Below are 14,578 nucleotides of genomic sequence, written 5' to 3'. Positions count from 1 at the left end.
GCGTGCGGGGCGCGTGCGCATGGGCGCTGGCGGGCTGAAGAGCCGGATCCGGAAGGTCCTTGACCCCGTCGCGTCGCTCGCGGTCAGGCTCAAGATACCCCCGGACGCCATCACCGTTGCCGGGCTCGCGCTGTCGGCGGGGGCCGGGTGGGCCTTCTGGGCCGGCCGGTTCGGGACCGCGGGCGGGTTCCTCGTCCTCGCGGGCGTCTGCGACATGGTGGACGGGGCGACGGCGCGGGCAGGCGGACGGGCCTCGGCGTCGGGGGCGTTCCTGGACTCGACGCTCGACCGGTACTCGGAGGTCGTCGCGCTGGCCGGGGCCTTCCTCTACTACCTCCTGCGGCCCGCGGGTCCGGACGCGTCCGCCGCCGTGGCTCTCTTCCTCGCGGTCTCCGGCTCCATTCTGGTGAGCTACGCGAAGGCGAGGGCGGAGGCCGTGGGCGCGACGTGCGACGTCGGGATCGCCGAACGCCCCGAGCGCATGGTCTTGTTGATCGTCGGCGCGTTCCTCGGCCCCGCGCGCTTCCGCTGGGCCGCGTGGCTGCTCGCGGTGCTGTCGCACGCGACGGCCATCCATCGGCTCGGTCACGTCCTTCGTAAGCTCGGGTCCTAGCGCTCACCGGAGCGCCTCTGGGGGTGTTCGTCATGGGCAAGAAGGTCAGGGTGTGCATCATCGGGGTCGGCAACTGCGCCTCGTCGCTCGTCCAGGGTGTCGAGTACTACCGGAACGCTCAGCCCGACCAGTTCATCCCGGGGCTCATGCACACGGTCCTCGGCGGCTACCACGTGGGCGACATCGAGTTCTCGGCGGCGATCGACATCGACAGGAACAAGGTGGGCAAGGACCTGTCGCAGGCGGTCTTCACGAAGCCGAACAACACGCTCAAGTTCAGCGACGTGCCGCACCAGGGGGTCCGCGTGGCGAGGGGCATGACGCACGACGGCCTCGGGAAGTACCTCTCCGAGATCATCGAGAAGGCCCCCGGGCCGACCGAGGACATCGTCGGGCTCCTCAAGGACACGAAGACCGACGTCGTCGTCAACTTCCTCCCCGTGGGGAGCGAGGAGGCGACGAAGTGGTACGTCGAGCAGATCCTCGAGGCGGGCTGCGGGTTCGTCAACGGGATCCCGGTGTTCATCGCGCGCGAGCGCTACTGGCAGCAGCGCTTCGAGCGGAAGGGCCTGCCGGTCATGGGCGATGACGTCAAGTCGCAGGTCGGCGCGACCATCGTGCACCGCGTACTCACGCGGCTCTTCCGCGACCGCGGCGTCCGGCTCGAGCGCACGAGCCAGCTCAACGTCGGCGGCAACACCGACTTCCTGAACATGCTCGAGCGCTCGCGCCTCGAGTCCAAGAAGATCTCGAAGACGAACGCCGTCACGTCGCAGCTCGACTACGACATCGGCCACGACAACGTGCACATCGGGCCGTCGGACTACGTCGCCTGGCTCACCGACAGGAAGTGGGCGTACGTGAGGATGGAGGGGCGGACCTTCGGGGACGTTCCTCTGAACGTCGAGCTCAAGCTCGAGGTGTGGGACTCGCCGAACTCGGCCGGCGTCATGATCGACGCCGTCCGTTGCATGAAGCTCGCGCTGGACAACGGCCTCTCCGGCGCCGTCGAGGCGCCGTCGTCCTACTTCTTCAAGTCCCCGCCGGTCCAGTACACCGACGACGAGGCGCGCCGCGCCACCGAGGAGTTCATCGTGCGGCACGCGAAGGACGCCGCCCCGGCCGGGTCCGCGAAGGCGGGGCAGGGCACGAAGCCTGCCGGCGCCGCGGCGGCGAAGCCCTAGGGACACGGACGGGGGCAACGGTCCCGCGTCGGCGGGTGGCGTCCCGCTCCCTCACCGATGCGGCGAGCACCCCCCACGGAGTCCGCATGCCGAAGCTCGGTCGCGCCGGGCTCTTCGTGACGTTCGAGGGCGTCGAGGGTTCCGGCAAGTCAACCCAGGCGCGAGCGCTCGAGGCGCATCTCAGGCGTCGCGGGACGCCCGTCGTCGTGAGCCGCGAGCCGGGCGGCTCGCCGCTCGGAGAAGAGCTCCGCCGCATCCTCCTCGACCACGCCCAGGCCGGGATGCTCCCGCTCACCGAGCTCCTCCTCTATCTTGCGTCCAGGGCGGAGCACGTGAGCCAGGTCGTGCGGCCGGGCCTTGAGCGGGGCGCCGTCGTCATCTCGGACCGGTATGCGGACGCGAGCGTGGCCTACCAGGGAGGCGGCAGAGGCCTCGGCTGGGAGACCGTCGACCCGCTCAACAGAATGGCGACCGGGGGCGTCCAACCGGACGTCACGTTTCTGCTCGACCTCGACCCTGCGTCGGGACTGGCCAGGTTCTCGACGGGGGGCGGACGGCAGGGTCGGGACAGGATCGAGAGCGAGGCGCTGGACTTCCATCGGAGGGTGAGGGCGGCCTATCTCGAGGCCGCGAAGCGCGAACCCGCGCGCTTCGTGGTCATCGACGCGGGGCAAGACCCGGATGCGATCGCCCGTCTGGTGGCGCAGCGCATCGACGAGCTTCTGGAACGCCGCGGGCTTTGACGAGGGCAGCGACATGACAGCGCGTCTCAGGCGATGGGGCCCCATCATCACGGCGCTTGTGGTCGGGATGGTGTTGGGGGGATGGGCGGTCGAGCGTGTCGGGGCCGCCAACGACATCTACACGTACCTCGATCTCTTCAACGACGCCCTCGCGAAGGTCGAGGGCGCCTACGTTGAGGAGGTCGATGCCAAGGAGCTCATGTACGGCGCGATCCGCGGCATGCTCGCGTCGCTCGATCCGTACTCCATGTTCCTCGACGAGGAGGCCTTCGGGGACTTCCAGGTCACGACCGAAGGGGAGTTCGGAGGGCTCGGCATCCAGATCACCGTGAGGGACGGCGTCCTGACCGTCGTGAGCCCGATCGAGGGCACGCCCGCGTACGATCTCGGGATCCAGTCGGGGGACAGGATCGTCGCGATCGAGGGCCGCCCCACGCGGGGGATCACGGTGGACGACGCCATCAAGGAGCTGCGCGGAGCGCCCGGGACGAAGGTCGGCATCACGATCCAGCGCCAGGGCATCGACGATCTGCTCGAGTACACCGTGACGCGCGACATCATCAAGGTCGACAGCGTTCCCTACGCGTTCGTCCTCGACGGCGGCGTGGGCTACGTGAGGATCTCGCGGTTCGCGAGGACGACGACGGAAGAGCTCACGAAGCGGCTCGCCGAGCTGGAGTCCAGGGGCATGAAGGGACTCATCGTCGATGTCCGCAGCAACCCCGGGGGGCTCCTGACCCAGGCCGTCGATCTCTCGGACGTCTTCCTCGACACCGGGGAGCTCGTCGTGAGCACGAAGGGGAGGCTCGAGGACCAGAACCAGCGGTTCAAGGCCCGCACGCCGTCGCGCTATCCGGACGACTTCCCGATCGTCGTGCTGACGAACGGCGGCAGCGCGAGCGGGTCGGAGATCCTCGCGGGCGCGGTGCAGGACTGGGACCGCGGGATCGTCGTCGGCACCGAGACCTTCGGCAAGGGATCGGTCCAGACCCTCATGCGCCTGCGGCCGCTCACGAAGGACTGCGCGATGAAGATCACCACGGCCAAGTGGTACACCGCGAGCGGCCGGCTCATCGAGAAGCCCGAGCGCTGGAACGGCGACCCTGCGGGCGATCGGGCGGACGCCGGCGCGGGCGCGGACGAGCGTCCGAAGCCGATCTACAGGACGAACGCCGGTCGGACGGTCTACGGCGGCGGAGGCATCACGCCGGACGTGGTGGTCGAGGTGGACGACGTTCCCGAGATCGTCGTCGATCTTGAGCGCCGCGGCGAGTTCTTCGAGTTCGCGGTCGAGTACGCTCCGGCGCATCGCCGCGCGACCGGGGCCGTCGACGGCGCGGTGTGGGCCGACTTCGTCGCGTTCCTCGGGCGCGACGGCTTCGCCTTCGATGTCGGGGAGCTCGAGCGGCACCGCGGGCGCATCGAGTACGGGATCAGGCGGGAGCTCCTGCGGAGGCTCGAGGGACCGAACAGCGCGTACCTCGCCGCCGTTCAGGAGGACAACCAGATCGCGGCCGCGGCGGAGATGATCCGCGAGGCGGGCGACCTCCCCGGGCTCCTGCGTGTGGCCGAAGCGCGGGCGGCGGCGGCGACGCAGAGCCGGTAGAGGCTGCCCGTCGATCAGGCGTGGATGGGGGGGCGGCGCGGCGCGCCGCCCCCTCTGCGCGGAGGCGCCGCGCGCTGCGTGGGTTGGGCGGAGCGCCGGCCTTGGGGGACCGATGACGATCGCGGGACTTGCCGTCACTCCGCCGCTGGCGCTGGCGCCGCTGGCCGGCATCACCGACAGCCCCATGCGCAGGGTCTGCAGGCGCCTGGGGGCGTCGCTCGTCTGGACGGAGATGGTGAGCGCCGAGGGCCTCGTCCGCGGCGGCGCGAAGACGCTGCGGCTCCTCGCGTTTCACCCCGACGAGAGGCCGATCGTCTTCCAGCTGTTCGGGGCACGGCCCGAGGCCATGGGCGCCGCCGCCGCGGCCGCCTGCCGCCTGAAGCCGGACCTCCTCGACATCAACGTCGGCTGCCCCGCGCGGAAGGTCGTGCGCTCGGGCGCCGGGTCCGCGCTCATGCGAGACCTCGGGCGTCTGGCCGAGGTCGCGCGCGCCGTCGTCGAGGCGTCCGACCGGCCCGTCGTCGCGAAGATCCGGAGCGGCTGGGACGAGGGTCACGTGAACGCGCCGGAGGCCGCCGCGGCGCTCGTCGAGGCCGGCGTCGCCGCGCTCGTCGTGCATCCGCGGACCGGCAGGCAGGGGTTCACCGGGTCGGCGGACTGGCGCGTGATCCGCGCGGTGCGGGCCGCCGTGCCGGTTCCCGTCATCGGGAACGGCGACGTCCGGACGCCCGACGACGCCGCGCGGATGCGCGACGAGACCGGATGCGACGGCGTCATGATCGGGCGCGCGGCCGTCGGCAACCCCTGGGTCTTCGCCGGCGCGGCCGCGCGCTGGTCCGGGCTGCCGGCGCCGGAGCCTCCGACGCTCACCGACCGCATTCGCCTGGCGGCCGAGCATCTGGATCTCATGGTCGCCGCGAAGGGCGAGAGGACGGGCGTGCTCGAGATGAGGAAGCACATCACTGCATATCTGAGGGGCTTCCCCGGCGCCTCGGGACTGCGGGCCGAGCTTGTCCGCATCGACGGAAGCGACGCGGTGCGGGCCAGGCTGCTGCGCGCCGCGAGCGAGCTGGGTGACGGGAAACCGGCATGATCGTCCTTGACGGCGTCGACTGCGAGTATCCGGGGGCGACGCGCCCTGCGCTCCGCGGCGTGCGGCTCGAGATCGCGCCGGGCGAGTCGGTCGCGATCGCGGGGCCCAGCGGCTCCGGCAAGAGCACGCTCGTGAAGCTCATGAACGCGCTCCTGCTCCCGACGGCCGGGCGCGTCACCGTGGACGGCCTCGACACCGCCGACGAGTCCCTCGTGTGGGAGATCCGGCGCCGCGTCGGGCTCATCTTCCAGAACCCCGACAACCAGTTCGTGAGCACGACGGTCGAGCGCGAGATCGCCTTCGGCATGGAGAACCTGGGTCTGCCGCGGTCCGAGATCGCAGCGCGGATGGCCGACGTCGCTTCGCGGCTGCGCCTTGGTCCTCTCATGGACAGGCCTCCTCACAAGCTCTCGGGCGGCGAGAAGCAGCGGGTGGCGATCGCCGCCGTCCTCGCCATGCGGCCGGCGCACCTGGCGCTGGACGAGCCCACGTCTCTCCTGGACTCCGAGGGGCGACGGGAGGTGTGGGAGATCCTGGGGGAGATCGCCCGAGGCGGCTTCCACACGGTCGTGCACGTCACGCAGTTCCCGGACGAGATCGCGCTCGCGGCGAGAGCGGTGGTCCTGTCCGAGGGGAGCGTTGTGTTCGACGGGCCGCCGGCCGAGCTGTTCCGGCGCGGGGGCGACCTCGGGGCGTGGGGACTCGAGCGCCCCAGGGCGATCGAGCTCGCGGAGCGCGTGCGCCGGGCGGGGTTCGGCGTTCCCGAGGAGGCCGCGTCGATCGAGGCCATCGCCGAGGCCGTGATCGCCGGGGGGGGCGAGGCGTGAGGATCGTTCTCGAGGGCGTGGTCGTGGAGTACGACCGCGGCCTGCCCGGCGCGTCGGTCGCGCTGCGCGGCGTCGATCTCTCGGTGAGCGAGGGCGAGAGCGTCGCGCTCGTCGGCGCCACGGGCTCCGGGAAGACGACGCTCCTCGAGGTGATGGCCGGGCTCTCCGGTCCGTTCCGCGGCGCCGCGCGGCTGGAGCCCGCGCCGTCCGGCCTGACGCTCAGGAGGGCCGTCGGGCTCGTGTACCAGTTCCCGGAGTGTCAGTTCTTCGAGGAGACCGTCTTCGCGGACGTGGCGTTCGGGCCAAGGCGGCAGGGTCTTCCGGAGAGCGAGGTGTCGCAGCGCGTCCTGCTCGCGCTCGAGCGCGCCTCGCTTCCCCCCGCGGCGTTCGCCGACAGGCACCCTCTGACGTTGAGCGCAGGGGAGAAGCGCCGGGCGGCGGTGGCCTGCATCCTCGCACTCGAGCGGCCCTTCCTGCTGCTGGACGAGCCGACCGCGGGGCTCGACCCGGCCGGCCGAGCCCGCATGCTCGACGTCATTCTGAGCGAGCGCGGCCGCGGGCGCGGAGTCGTTCTCGTGACGCACGACCTCGATCTCGTGGATGCTGCGGCGGACCGCGTCGTCGTCATGGCCCGCGGGGCCGTCCTGGCCGACGGCGACGCGGCGTCGATCCTCGGCTGCGCCGCGACACTCGGCGAGGCCGGCCTCGAGATGCCTCCGGCGCACGCGCTCGTGTCGCGCGTCGCGGAGCGGAACGCTCGCCTCGCCGACGACGTGGCGGGCGCCCTGTGGGGCTCCGGCCGCTTGCGGGCGGGCGCGGTCGGTGGTACATTCGCAGCGTCCGAGAAGCGCTGCGGTCCGCCCCGGGAGGCACGATGAACATGCGAACGAAGGCGCGCGTGATGGACGCCGACGACCTGAGAAGGGCGATCACGAGGATCGCTCACGAGATCCTGGAACGGAACGGCGGGACGGACGATCTCGCGATCGTCGGGATCCAGACACGGGGCGTCCACATCGCCCGCCGGATCGCGGAGGTCATCCGCGGCATCGAGGGAGCGGCCGTTCCCGTCGGCGTTCTCGACATCACGCTCTACCGTGATGACCTCCAGACGATCGCCGAGCAGCCCGTCGTGAACGAGAGCGACATCCCCTTCGACGTCCAGGGCAAGACCATCGTGCTGGCGGACGACGTGCTGTACACGGGGCGCACCGTCCGGGCGGCGCTCGACGAGATCATCGACTTCGGCAGACCGAAGGCGGTGCACCTTGCCGTGATCATCGACCGTGGCCACAGGGAGCTCCCCATCCGGGCCGACTACGTAGGGAAGAACGTCCCGACGTCCGCGAACGAGATCGTCACCGTGCGCGTCACGGAGAAGGACGGCGCCGACGAGGTCACCATCCAGTCGGTCGACAACTAGCAACGGGTCGCCGGCAGGGAGCGGACCGCCGACGGGCGTCCGGAGGCGGGCCGACAGGAGCCGCACGGTGTTCACGCGAGCCTTCGTCTGTCTTGTCCTGCTCGTCCTGCCCGCGCTGTCCGGCTGCGTGTACTACAACACGTTCTACAACGCGAGGAGCGCCGCGTCGGAGGCGGCCCTCCTGAGGGAGTCGAGGCCGCCCGACGGCGCGCCGACGAGCAGAGAGAAGGAGCTTCTCGATCGGGTCATCGAGAAGTGCGCGAAGATCCTCAGGGATCACCCGGACTCGTCGTGGGCCGACGACGCCCTCGTGCTCATGGCCGAGGCCCTCCACCAGCAGGGGAAGCACGAGAGCGCCCTCTCGCGCCTGGCGGAGCTCCGGCAGAACCACCCCGAAAGCGGGCTCAGAGACAGGGCGGACTATCTCCGCGGAGCGGTGCTCCTCGGCAAGGGCGATCCGGTCGGGGCCGAGGAGGCGCTGCGTCCGCTGGCCGATGCCTCCCCGCCGAACGACCTGTCGGACGACGCGATGGTCCTCGTCGGCAAGGCGAGGAACGCGAGAAGGCACCACGACGAGGCAGCCGAGACGTACCTCGCGGCGCTCGAGCGCTTCCCGAGAAGCGACCGCCGCGCCGAAGTGAGGATCCTCGCGGCCGAGAACTACGCCGACGTCGGCATGCTGGCCGAGGCCGCGCACCAGTACGACCAGGTCCGTCGCGAGGCGGCGGCGCCGAAGGTCGCCTTCGAGGCGAGGGTGCGCCTTGCCGACACGCTCGTCAGGCTCGGGGACGCGGGCGGCGCGCTGGCCGTTCTCGAGGAGCTCGAGCGCAGGACCGCCGACCGGGACGCCCTCGATCGCGTGCTGCTTCTCAAGGGACAGGCGCACGAGCTCGCCGGCGATCTCGGTGCAGCCGTCTCCGCGTACGAGAGCGTCACCGCGGCGCGCGCCCGCACCGAAGGCTCGGCGCTCGCCCTCTACCGCATCGGGCTCATCCGCCGGGACCGAGAGGACGACGTCGATGCGGCGCTCGAGGTCTTCACGCGGGCGCGCGACGAGTCGCCCCGCGGCGAGGCGAGCAGGCTCGCGTCCCGCGCCCTGGAAGACCTCAACGCGCTCACGAAGCACCTCGAGGCCATCGGACGGTCCGAGGGACGCGAGGAGGCCGCGGCGGACACGACGACCGCGCCGCCGTCGCCTGAGGAGACGCACGCTGACGCGCTCCACACGAGCCTTCTGCCGTCCGCCGAGGAGCCCGACGCGGGTCCCGCCTCGCCGGACGACGAGCTGGCTGAGGCCCGCTTCCTCGCCGCCGAGCTCCTGCTCTTCAGCATGGACCGGCCGGAGAAGGCGCTCGGATACTACCGCGACGTGGCGGCGCTCCATCCCTCGAGCGCGTTCGCGCCGAAGGCCGGGCTCGCGGCGGCGTGGATCCTCGAGCGTCGCATGGGCGACCCCGTCGGCGCGGCGCAGGCGTACGCCGAGGTCGCGGCCGCGTACCCGGCGACGGACTACGCGAGCTTCGCGGAAGACGCGCTCGAACGGCTGGGCGCGGACGGCGACGGCGGCGCACAGGCGCCCGGGCCCTAGGCCGGCGGCGGGAAGCCCGGTGGCACGCGATGTGCATGGAGACGCCGGATGGGCCTCATCAGGGGCGTTTCGGGAGTCCGCGGCATCGTCGGACGGGACATCACGGAGGAGACGGCGGCGCTGTACGGCCGGGCCTTCGGGGCGACCGTCCGCGGGGCCGTGGCCGTGGGCCGCGACTCCAGACGGGGAGGCGACCGCCTCGCCGCCGCGGTCCGCCGCGGCGTTCGGGAGAGCGGGTCCGGAGCGATCGATCTCGGCGTCGTGCCGACGCCGACCGTGGGCGTCGCGACGCGGCTGCGCGGGTTCGCCGGCGGCATCGCCGTCACGGCGAGCCACAACCCCGAGGAGTGGAACGGGTTCAAGTTCTTCTCGCCGCGCGGCGTGTTCCTCACGCGCGAGGAGGTCGAGCGCGTCTTTGACCTCGCCGACGGCGGTGGCGGGGCCGTCCGCAGCGACGGGCCGGCCGAGTCGGCGTGGAGCGGGGCAGCCGACGAGCACGTCAGGCTCGTGGCGTCGTGCCCGTTCGTGGACCGCGACGCGATCGCGCGGATGCGTCCCCGCGTCGCGCTCGACTGCGTCAACGCCGCGGGGTCCGTCGTCCTGCCGGGGCTCCTCAGGGACCTGGGCTGCGACGTCGTGGAGCTCTCATGCGCGGCCGGGGAACCGTTCTCACGGGGTGCGGAGCCGGTCCCCGAGCACCTCGCGGCGCTCTCGGAGGCCGTCGTCCGCGAGCGCGCCGCCGCGGGGCTCGCGTGCGATCCCGACGCGGACCGCCTCGCCATCGTGGACGAGCGCGGGCGACCCGTGGGCGAGGAGTACACGCTCGCGCTCGCCGCGGACGTGGTGCTGACCGCCCGCCCGGGCCCCGTCGTCGCGAACGTCTCGACGAGCCTCATGATCGAGGACGTCGCGCGGGCGCACGGCGCGCCGTTGTGGCGGACCGCGGTCGGTGAGATCAACGTGGTCGCGCGCATGCTCGAGGTGAACGCCGTCGTGGGCGGGGAGGGCAACGGCGGCGTCATCGTGCCGTCGGTCCACCCGGGGCGCGACGCGGCGACGGCGGCGGCCCTCGTGATGACCGCGCTCGCTCGGCCAGGCGCCGGGCCGGCGTCGGCCGTCGTCGCGCGTTTCCCGACGTACTCGATGGTCAAACGGAAGGTCGCGGCGGCCGTGCCGTCGCAGCAGGCGCTCACGGAGTCCATGGCGGCGGCCTTCTCGGGCGCCACGCCGGACCTCACCGACGGCGTGAAGATGTGCTGGCCCGGCAGGTGGGTTCACGTCAGGATGTCCGGTACTGAGCCGGTCGTGCGGGTCATCGCCGAGGCGGGGAGTCCCGCGGACGCACGGTCCCTCGCCGACGCGGCCGAAGGCGTCGTCTCCCGGATGTCGGAAGGAACACGCCCATGTGCGGCATCATCGCGGTCGTGACGGACGCGAGGGACACGGTCCCCGTGCTCGTCGATGGCCTGAGAAGGATGGAGTACCGCGGCTACGACTCGGCGGGCGTCGCCGTCATCGCCGACGGGCGGCTGCTCGTCAGGAAGACGCGGGGGAAGATCGACGACCTTCAGCGCATCCTCGACGAGGACCCCGTGCAGGGCATGACGGGGATCGCGCACACGCGGTGGGCGACCCACGGCGAGCCGAGCGACAAGAACGCGCACCCGCAGGTGGACTGCACCGGCAGGGTCGCGGTCGTGCACAACGGCATCGTGGAGAACTGCGTCGCCCTGCGCAGGTCTCTCGAGGCGAAGGGCCACGCGTTCCGGTCGGACACCGACACGGAGGTCCTCGCGCACCTCATCGAGGAGCACTACGCCGGCAACCTCGAGGAGGCGGTGCGGGCCGCGCTCGCGTGGGTCCAGGGCGCCTACGGGATCGCCGTCGTCCACGCCGACGAGCCGCGGAAGATCGTGGGCGCACGCAACGGAAGCCCCCTCGTGATCGGCGTGGCGAAGGACGGCTACTACGTCGCGTCCGACGTCGCCGCGCTCGTGCGCTACACGCGGGACGTCGTGTATCTCGACGATCTCGAAATGGTGGTCGCGACGCCGGACGGATTCTCGACCACGACGCTCCAGAACGAGCTCATCACGAAGGACGTGGAGCGCATCACCTGGAACGTCGAGATGATCGAGCGGAACGGCTACCCGCACTTCATGCTCAAGGAGATCTTCGAGCAGGAACAGACCGTGATGGACGCCGTGCGCGGGCGCCTCATCGAGACCGCGGGCGACGCGCTCCTCGGAGGCCTCCGCGAGCACCGGCGGGCGCTCAACGACGCGAAGCGGATCATCATCATCGCCTGCGGCACCTCGTGGCACGCCGGCCTCATTGGCGAGTACATGATCGAGGACCTCGCGCGCGTGTCCGTGGAGGTCGAGTACGCGTCGGAGTTCCGTTACCGCAACCCGGTGATCAACCCCGGCGACATCGTGCTCGTCATCAGCCAGTCGGGCGAGACCGCGGACACGGCGGCAGCCATGGTCGAGGCGCAGCGGAGAGGGGCCGTCGTGCTCGGCATCGTGAACGTGGTCGGGTCGACGATCGCGCGCAGGAGCGACGGCGGCGTGTACATCCACGCCGGCCCCGAGATCGGCGTCGCGTCCACGAAGGCGTTCACCTCGCAGCTCATGGTGCTCGCGGCGCTCGCGCTGATGCTTGGTCGCGCGCGGAACGTCTCGGTGACCGAGGGGCGGAGGATCGTGCGGGCGATGCTGAACATCCCCGGCCAGATCGCCGAGGTCCTCGCGAAGAACGACGAGATCAGCGAGATCGCGAAGCGCTTCGCGAAGCACTCGAACTTTCTCTACCTCGGGCGGGGCTACAACTTCCCGGTGGCGCTCGAGGGCGCGCTCAAGCTCAAGGAGATCTCGTACATCCACGCCGAGGGCTATCCGGCCGCCGAGATGAAGCACGGGCCGATCGCCCTCATCGACGAGAACATGCCGGTCGTCGTCATCGCGCCGCACGACGTGTTCCTCAAGAAGGTCTTGTCGAACATGGAGGAGCTCAGGTCGCGCGGAGGACGGATCATCGCGGTCACGTCGCACGGCGACGACCAGGTCAAGAGGATGGCGGACGCTGTCATCGAGGTGCCGAGGACGCTTCCGCACCTGACGCCGATCCTGAGCGTCGTGCCGCTGCAGCTCCTCGCGTATCACATCGCGGTGGAGCGCGGCTGCCACGTGGACCAGCCGCGGAACCTGGCGAAGAGCGTGACCGTCGAGTAGGCGGCGGCCGGGTCCGGGGCGCGGGCGCCGGTTCCCGCGAGGGCGGGCGCCCGGAACGAGGGACGGATGGACTGGAAGCTCACACAGAAGGTGCGCTGCTCGGGCTGAGCGTCGAAGCTGGGTCCGGAGGACCTGCTTCCCGTGCTCGCCAAGCTGCCGCCCATCGCGGATCCACGCGTGCTCGTCTCCGAGGGCACCGTGGACGACGCCGGGGTCTACCTTCTGAACGACGAGGTCGCGCTCGTCTTCACAGTGGACTTCTTCACGCCGGTCGTGGACGACGCGCGCGATTTCGGGAGGATCTCAGCGGCCAACGCGTTCTCCGACGTGTACGCGATGGGCGGAAGGCCCGTGATGGCGCTCAACGTGCTGTGCTTCCCCGACGGGGAGCTTCCGCCGGACGCGATGGCGGAGATCCTCCTTGGAGGAGAGGACACGGCCGCCGAGGCCGGCGTGTCGATCGTCGGCGGCCACTCGGTGAGCGACCGCGAGCTCAAGTACGGGCTCGCCGTGGTGGGGACGGTCCACCCGAAGCGCGTCGTGACGAACGCCGGCGCGCGCCCCGGGCAGGCGCTCGCGCTCACGAAGCCGCTCGGAACGGGCATTCTCATGACGGCGCTCAAGGAGGGGAAGCTCTCCGCCGAGAGCCTCGCTGAGGCGACGGCCGTGATGAGGAGACTGAACCGCGCGGCCTCGGAGGCCATGGTCGAGGCGGGAGCGACGGCCGCGACCGACGTCACGGGCTTCGGCCTCGCGGGGCACGCGTCCGCCATGGCGCGGGCGAGCCGCGTGACCCTCGAGATCGATCTCGCGAGCGTGCCGCTCCTGCGCGGCGTCCGCGAGTTCCTCGACGCCGGCGTGTTCCCCGGCGGGCTGGCGACGAACCGCGAGTACTACGGAAGATCGGTGAGCGCGGCTGCGGGCGCGAGCGCGGACCCGATCTACGATCCGCAGACGTCGGGCGGGCTTCTCGTCGCGCTGCCGGAGGAGAGCCTCGCGCGGCTGAGCGGCGGGCTCACGGGCCGGGGCGAGCGCGAGCCCTGGGTGATAGGAAGGGTGCTGCCCGAGGGGCCGCATCCCATTGTGGCGCGGTAGCCGCCGAGCGGCGGCATGGAGCTGACCGGGGGCCTACGGGCTCCCTCGTTCGATCGGGAATGGATGGGTCCTGGTGGGCCTCGAGGGCTTCAAACCCTTTGTCGGGCGGCTAATCCCGTCCGAGGTGGGTTCGATTCCCACACATTCCCGCCACCCGTTGCGTGGCGGCGGAGGTCGGTGGCGTTGAAGGCGCTCGCGCTCCTTTCCGGCGGATTGGACAGCTCTCTTGCGGCGAAGCTCATCGCGGACCAGGGCATCGAGGTCATCGGCGTGAGCTTCGAGTCGCCGTTCTTCGACGCCACCGGGGCGCGGGAGGCCGCCGAGGAGCTCGGCATCGAGCTCGTCGTGATCGACCTCAGCGAGGACATCATGCGGCTCCTCGCGGCGCCGCGGTACGGCTTCGGCAAGCATATGAACCCGTGCATCGACTGCCACGCGCTCATGGTGCGCCGCGCGGCGGAGCGGATGAACGACCTGGGCGCGTCGTTCATCGTCACGGGCGAGGTCGTCGGACAGCGCCCGAAGTCCCAGATGCGGTTCGGGCTCGAGGCCGTTGTCAGGGAGTCGGGCGCGGCGGGGCTCCTCTTGAGGCCCCTGTCGGCGCAGCTCCTGCCGCCGACCGTTCCCGAGGAGTCGGGCTGGGTGGACCGCTCGAAGCTCCTCGGGTTGCACGGGCGGACGAGGAAGCCTCAGCTCGCCCTCGCGGCGGCGTACGGGTTCTCGCGCTTCAAGTCGCCGGCCGGAGGCTGTCTCCTCGCGGACGAGAACTACTCGCGCGCTCTGAGGGACCTGCGCGACCACGGCGACCTCACGCTTGCGTCCGTGCGGCTCATCTCCGTGGGGCGGCAGTTCCGCATCTCGGAGCGGGCGAAGCTCGTCGTCGGGCGCAATCAGTCCGAAAACGCCGTGCTCGCGGAGGCCTGCCCGCCGGGTGACCTTCTGCTGAGGGCGGCCGACCGCAAGGGGCCGACGGCGGTGCTCTCCGGATCGGCGACCGGCGAGGACCGGGCGCTCGCCGCGGGCATCGTGGCGAGCTACGCAGACGACGCGCCTCCCGGGACGCCCAGGATCCAGTTCCAGGGGCCTGACGGGAGCATCGAGATCGCGGCGGCGCCGCTTCCCAGGGAGCGGGGGCGGGCGCTGGCGATCTGATCGGCGGCGGGCCTGCGCGCC

The 14,578-nt window shown here is 71.4% G+C and carries 13 protein-coding genes and 1 tRNA gene; all 14 read left to right on the top strand.

The annotated features are described in order from the left end of the window. Positions 1-19: 19 nt before the first annotated feature. The 14 genes from FJY74_00440 (at position 20) to FJY74_00375 (ending at position 14,557) form a co-directional block, all read left to right on the top strand. On the top strand, positions 20-613 hold the full coding sequence (locus FJY74_00440; protein MBM3306786.1) for a CDP-alcohol phosphatidyltransferase family protein: 594 nt from the start codon (positions 20-22) through the stop codon (positions 611-613). Positions 614-645: 32 nt separating this feature from the next. Then, complete coding sequence (locus FJY74_00435; GenBank protein MBM3306785.1) at positions 646-1,797, top strand: inositol-3-phosphate synthase; 1,152 nt, start codon at positions 646-648, stop codon at positions 1,795-1,797. Positions 1,798-1,883: 86 nt separating this feature from the next. Beyond that, a complete protein-coding gene (locus tag FJY74_00430) occupies positions 1,884-2,540 on the top strand; it encodes a dTMP kinase (protein ID MBM3306784.1) in 657 nt (218 codons plus the stop codon). Positions 2,541-2,553: 13 nt separating this feature from the next. Further along, the gene (locus FJY74_00425) at positions 2,554-4,146 is read left to right on the top strand and encodes a S41 family peptidase (GenBank protein MBM3306783.1); all 1,593 of its coding nucleotides are present in this window, start codon (positions 2,554-2,556) and stop codon (positions 4,144-4,146) included. A 112-nt stretch (positions 4,147-4,258) separates the two neighbouring features. Next, the gene (dusB, locus tag FJY74_00420) at positions 4,259-5,239 is read left to right on the top strand and encodes a tRNA dihydrouridine synthase DusB (protein ID MBM3306782.1); all 981 of its coding nucleotides are present in this window, start codon (positions 4,259-4,261) and stop codon (positions 5,237-5,239) included. Next, entirely contained in the window at positions 5,236-6,066 is an 831-nt protein-coding gene (locus tag FJY74_00415; protein ID MBM3306781.1) for an ATP-binding cassette domain-containing protein, read from the top strand. The genes dusB and FJY74_00415 overlap by 4 nt, the downstream gene beginning before the upstream one ends. Then, positions 6,063-6,944: an ATP-binding cassette domain-containing protein gene (locus tag FJY74_00410; GenBank protein MBM3306780.1), complete on the top strand. Its 882-nt coding sequence runs from the start codon at positions 6,063-6,065 to the stop codon at positions 6,942-6,944. The genes FJY74_00415 and FJY74_00410 overlap by 4 nt, the downstream gene beginning before the upstream one ends. 2 nt (positions 6,945-6,946) lie before the next feature. Next, positions 6,947-7,489: a bifunctional pyr operon transcriptional regulator/uracil phosphoribosyltransferase PyrR gene (pyrR, locus tag FJY74_00405; GenBank protein MBM3306779.1), complete on the top strand. Its 543-nt coding sequence runs from the start codon at positions 6,947-6,949 to the stop codon at positions 7,487-7,489. Positions 7,490-7,556: 67 nt separating this feature from the next. Next, a complete protein-coding gene (locus FJY74_00400; GenBank protein MBM3306778.1) occupies positions 7,557-9,077 on the top strand; it encodes a tetratricopeptide repeat protein in 1,521 nt (506 codons plus the stop codon). A gap of 48 nt (positions 9,078-9,125) precedes the next feature. Next, the gene (locus FJY74_00395; protein MBM3306777.1) at positions 9,126-10,505 is read left to right on the top strand and encodes a phosphoglucosamine mutase; all 1,380 of its coding nucleotides are present in this window, start codon (positions 9,126-9,128) and stop codon (positions 10,503-10,505) included. Continuing rightward, positions 10,481-12,310: a glutamine--fructose-6-phosphate transaminase (isomerizing) gene (gene glmS / locus FJY74_00390; protein ID MBM3306776.1), complete on the top strand. Its 1,830-nt coding sequence runs from the start codon at positions 10,481-10,483 to the stop codon at positions 12,308-12,310. Before FJY74_00395 ends, glmS begins: the two co-directional genes overlap by 25 nt. A gap of 141 nt (positions 12,311-12,451) precedes the next feature. Further along, a complete protein-coding gene (gene selD / locus FJY74_00385) occupies positions 12,452-13,405 on the top strand; it encodes a selenide, water dikinase SelD (GenBank protein MBM3306775.1) in 954 nt (317 codons plus the stop codon). A gap of 55 nt (positions 13,406-13,460) precedes the next feature. After that, positions 13,461-13,558 (top strand) — tRNA-Sec (locus FJY74_00380). Between the two features lie 24 nt (positions 13,559-13,582). Beyond that, complete coding sequence (locus tag FJY74_00375) at positions 13,583-14,557, top strand: tRNA 4-thiouridine(8) synthase ThiI (GenBank protein ID MBM3306774.1); 975 nt, start codon at positions 13,583-13,585, stop codon at positions 14,555-14,557. Positions 14,558-14,578: the final 21 nt, after the last annotated feature.

The organism is Candidatus Effluviviaceae Genus I sp. (assembly GCA_016867725.1).
Classification (GTDB): domain Bacteria; phylum Joyebacterota; class Joyebacteria; order Joyebacterales; family Joyebacteraceae; genus VGIX01.
This window is presented reverse-complemented; position numbering and strand designations above follow the sequence as displayed.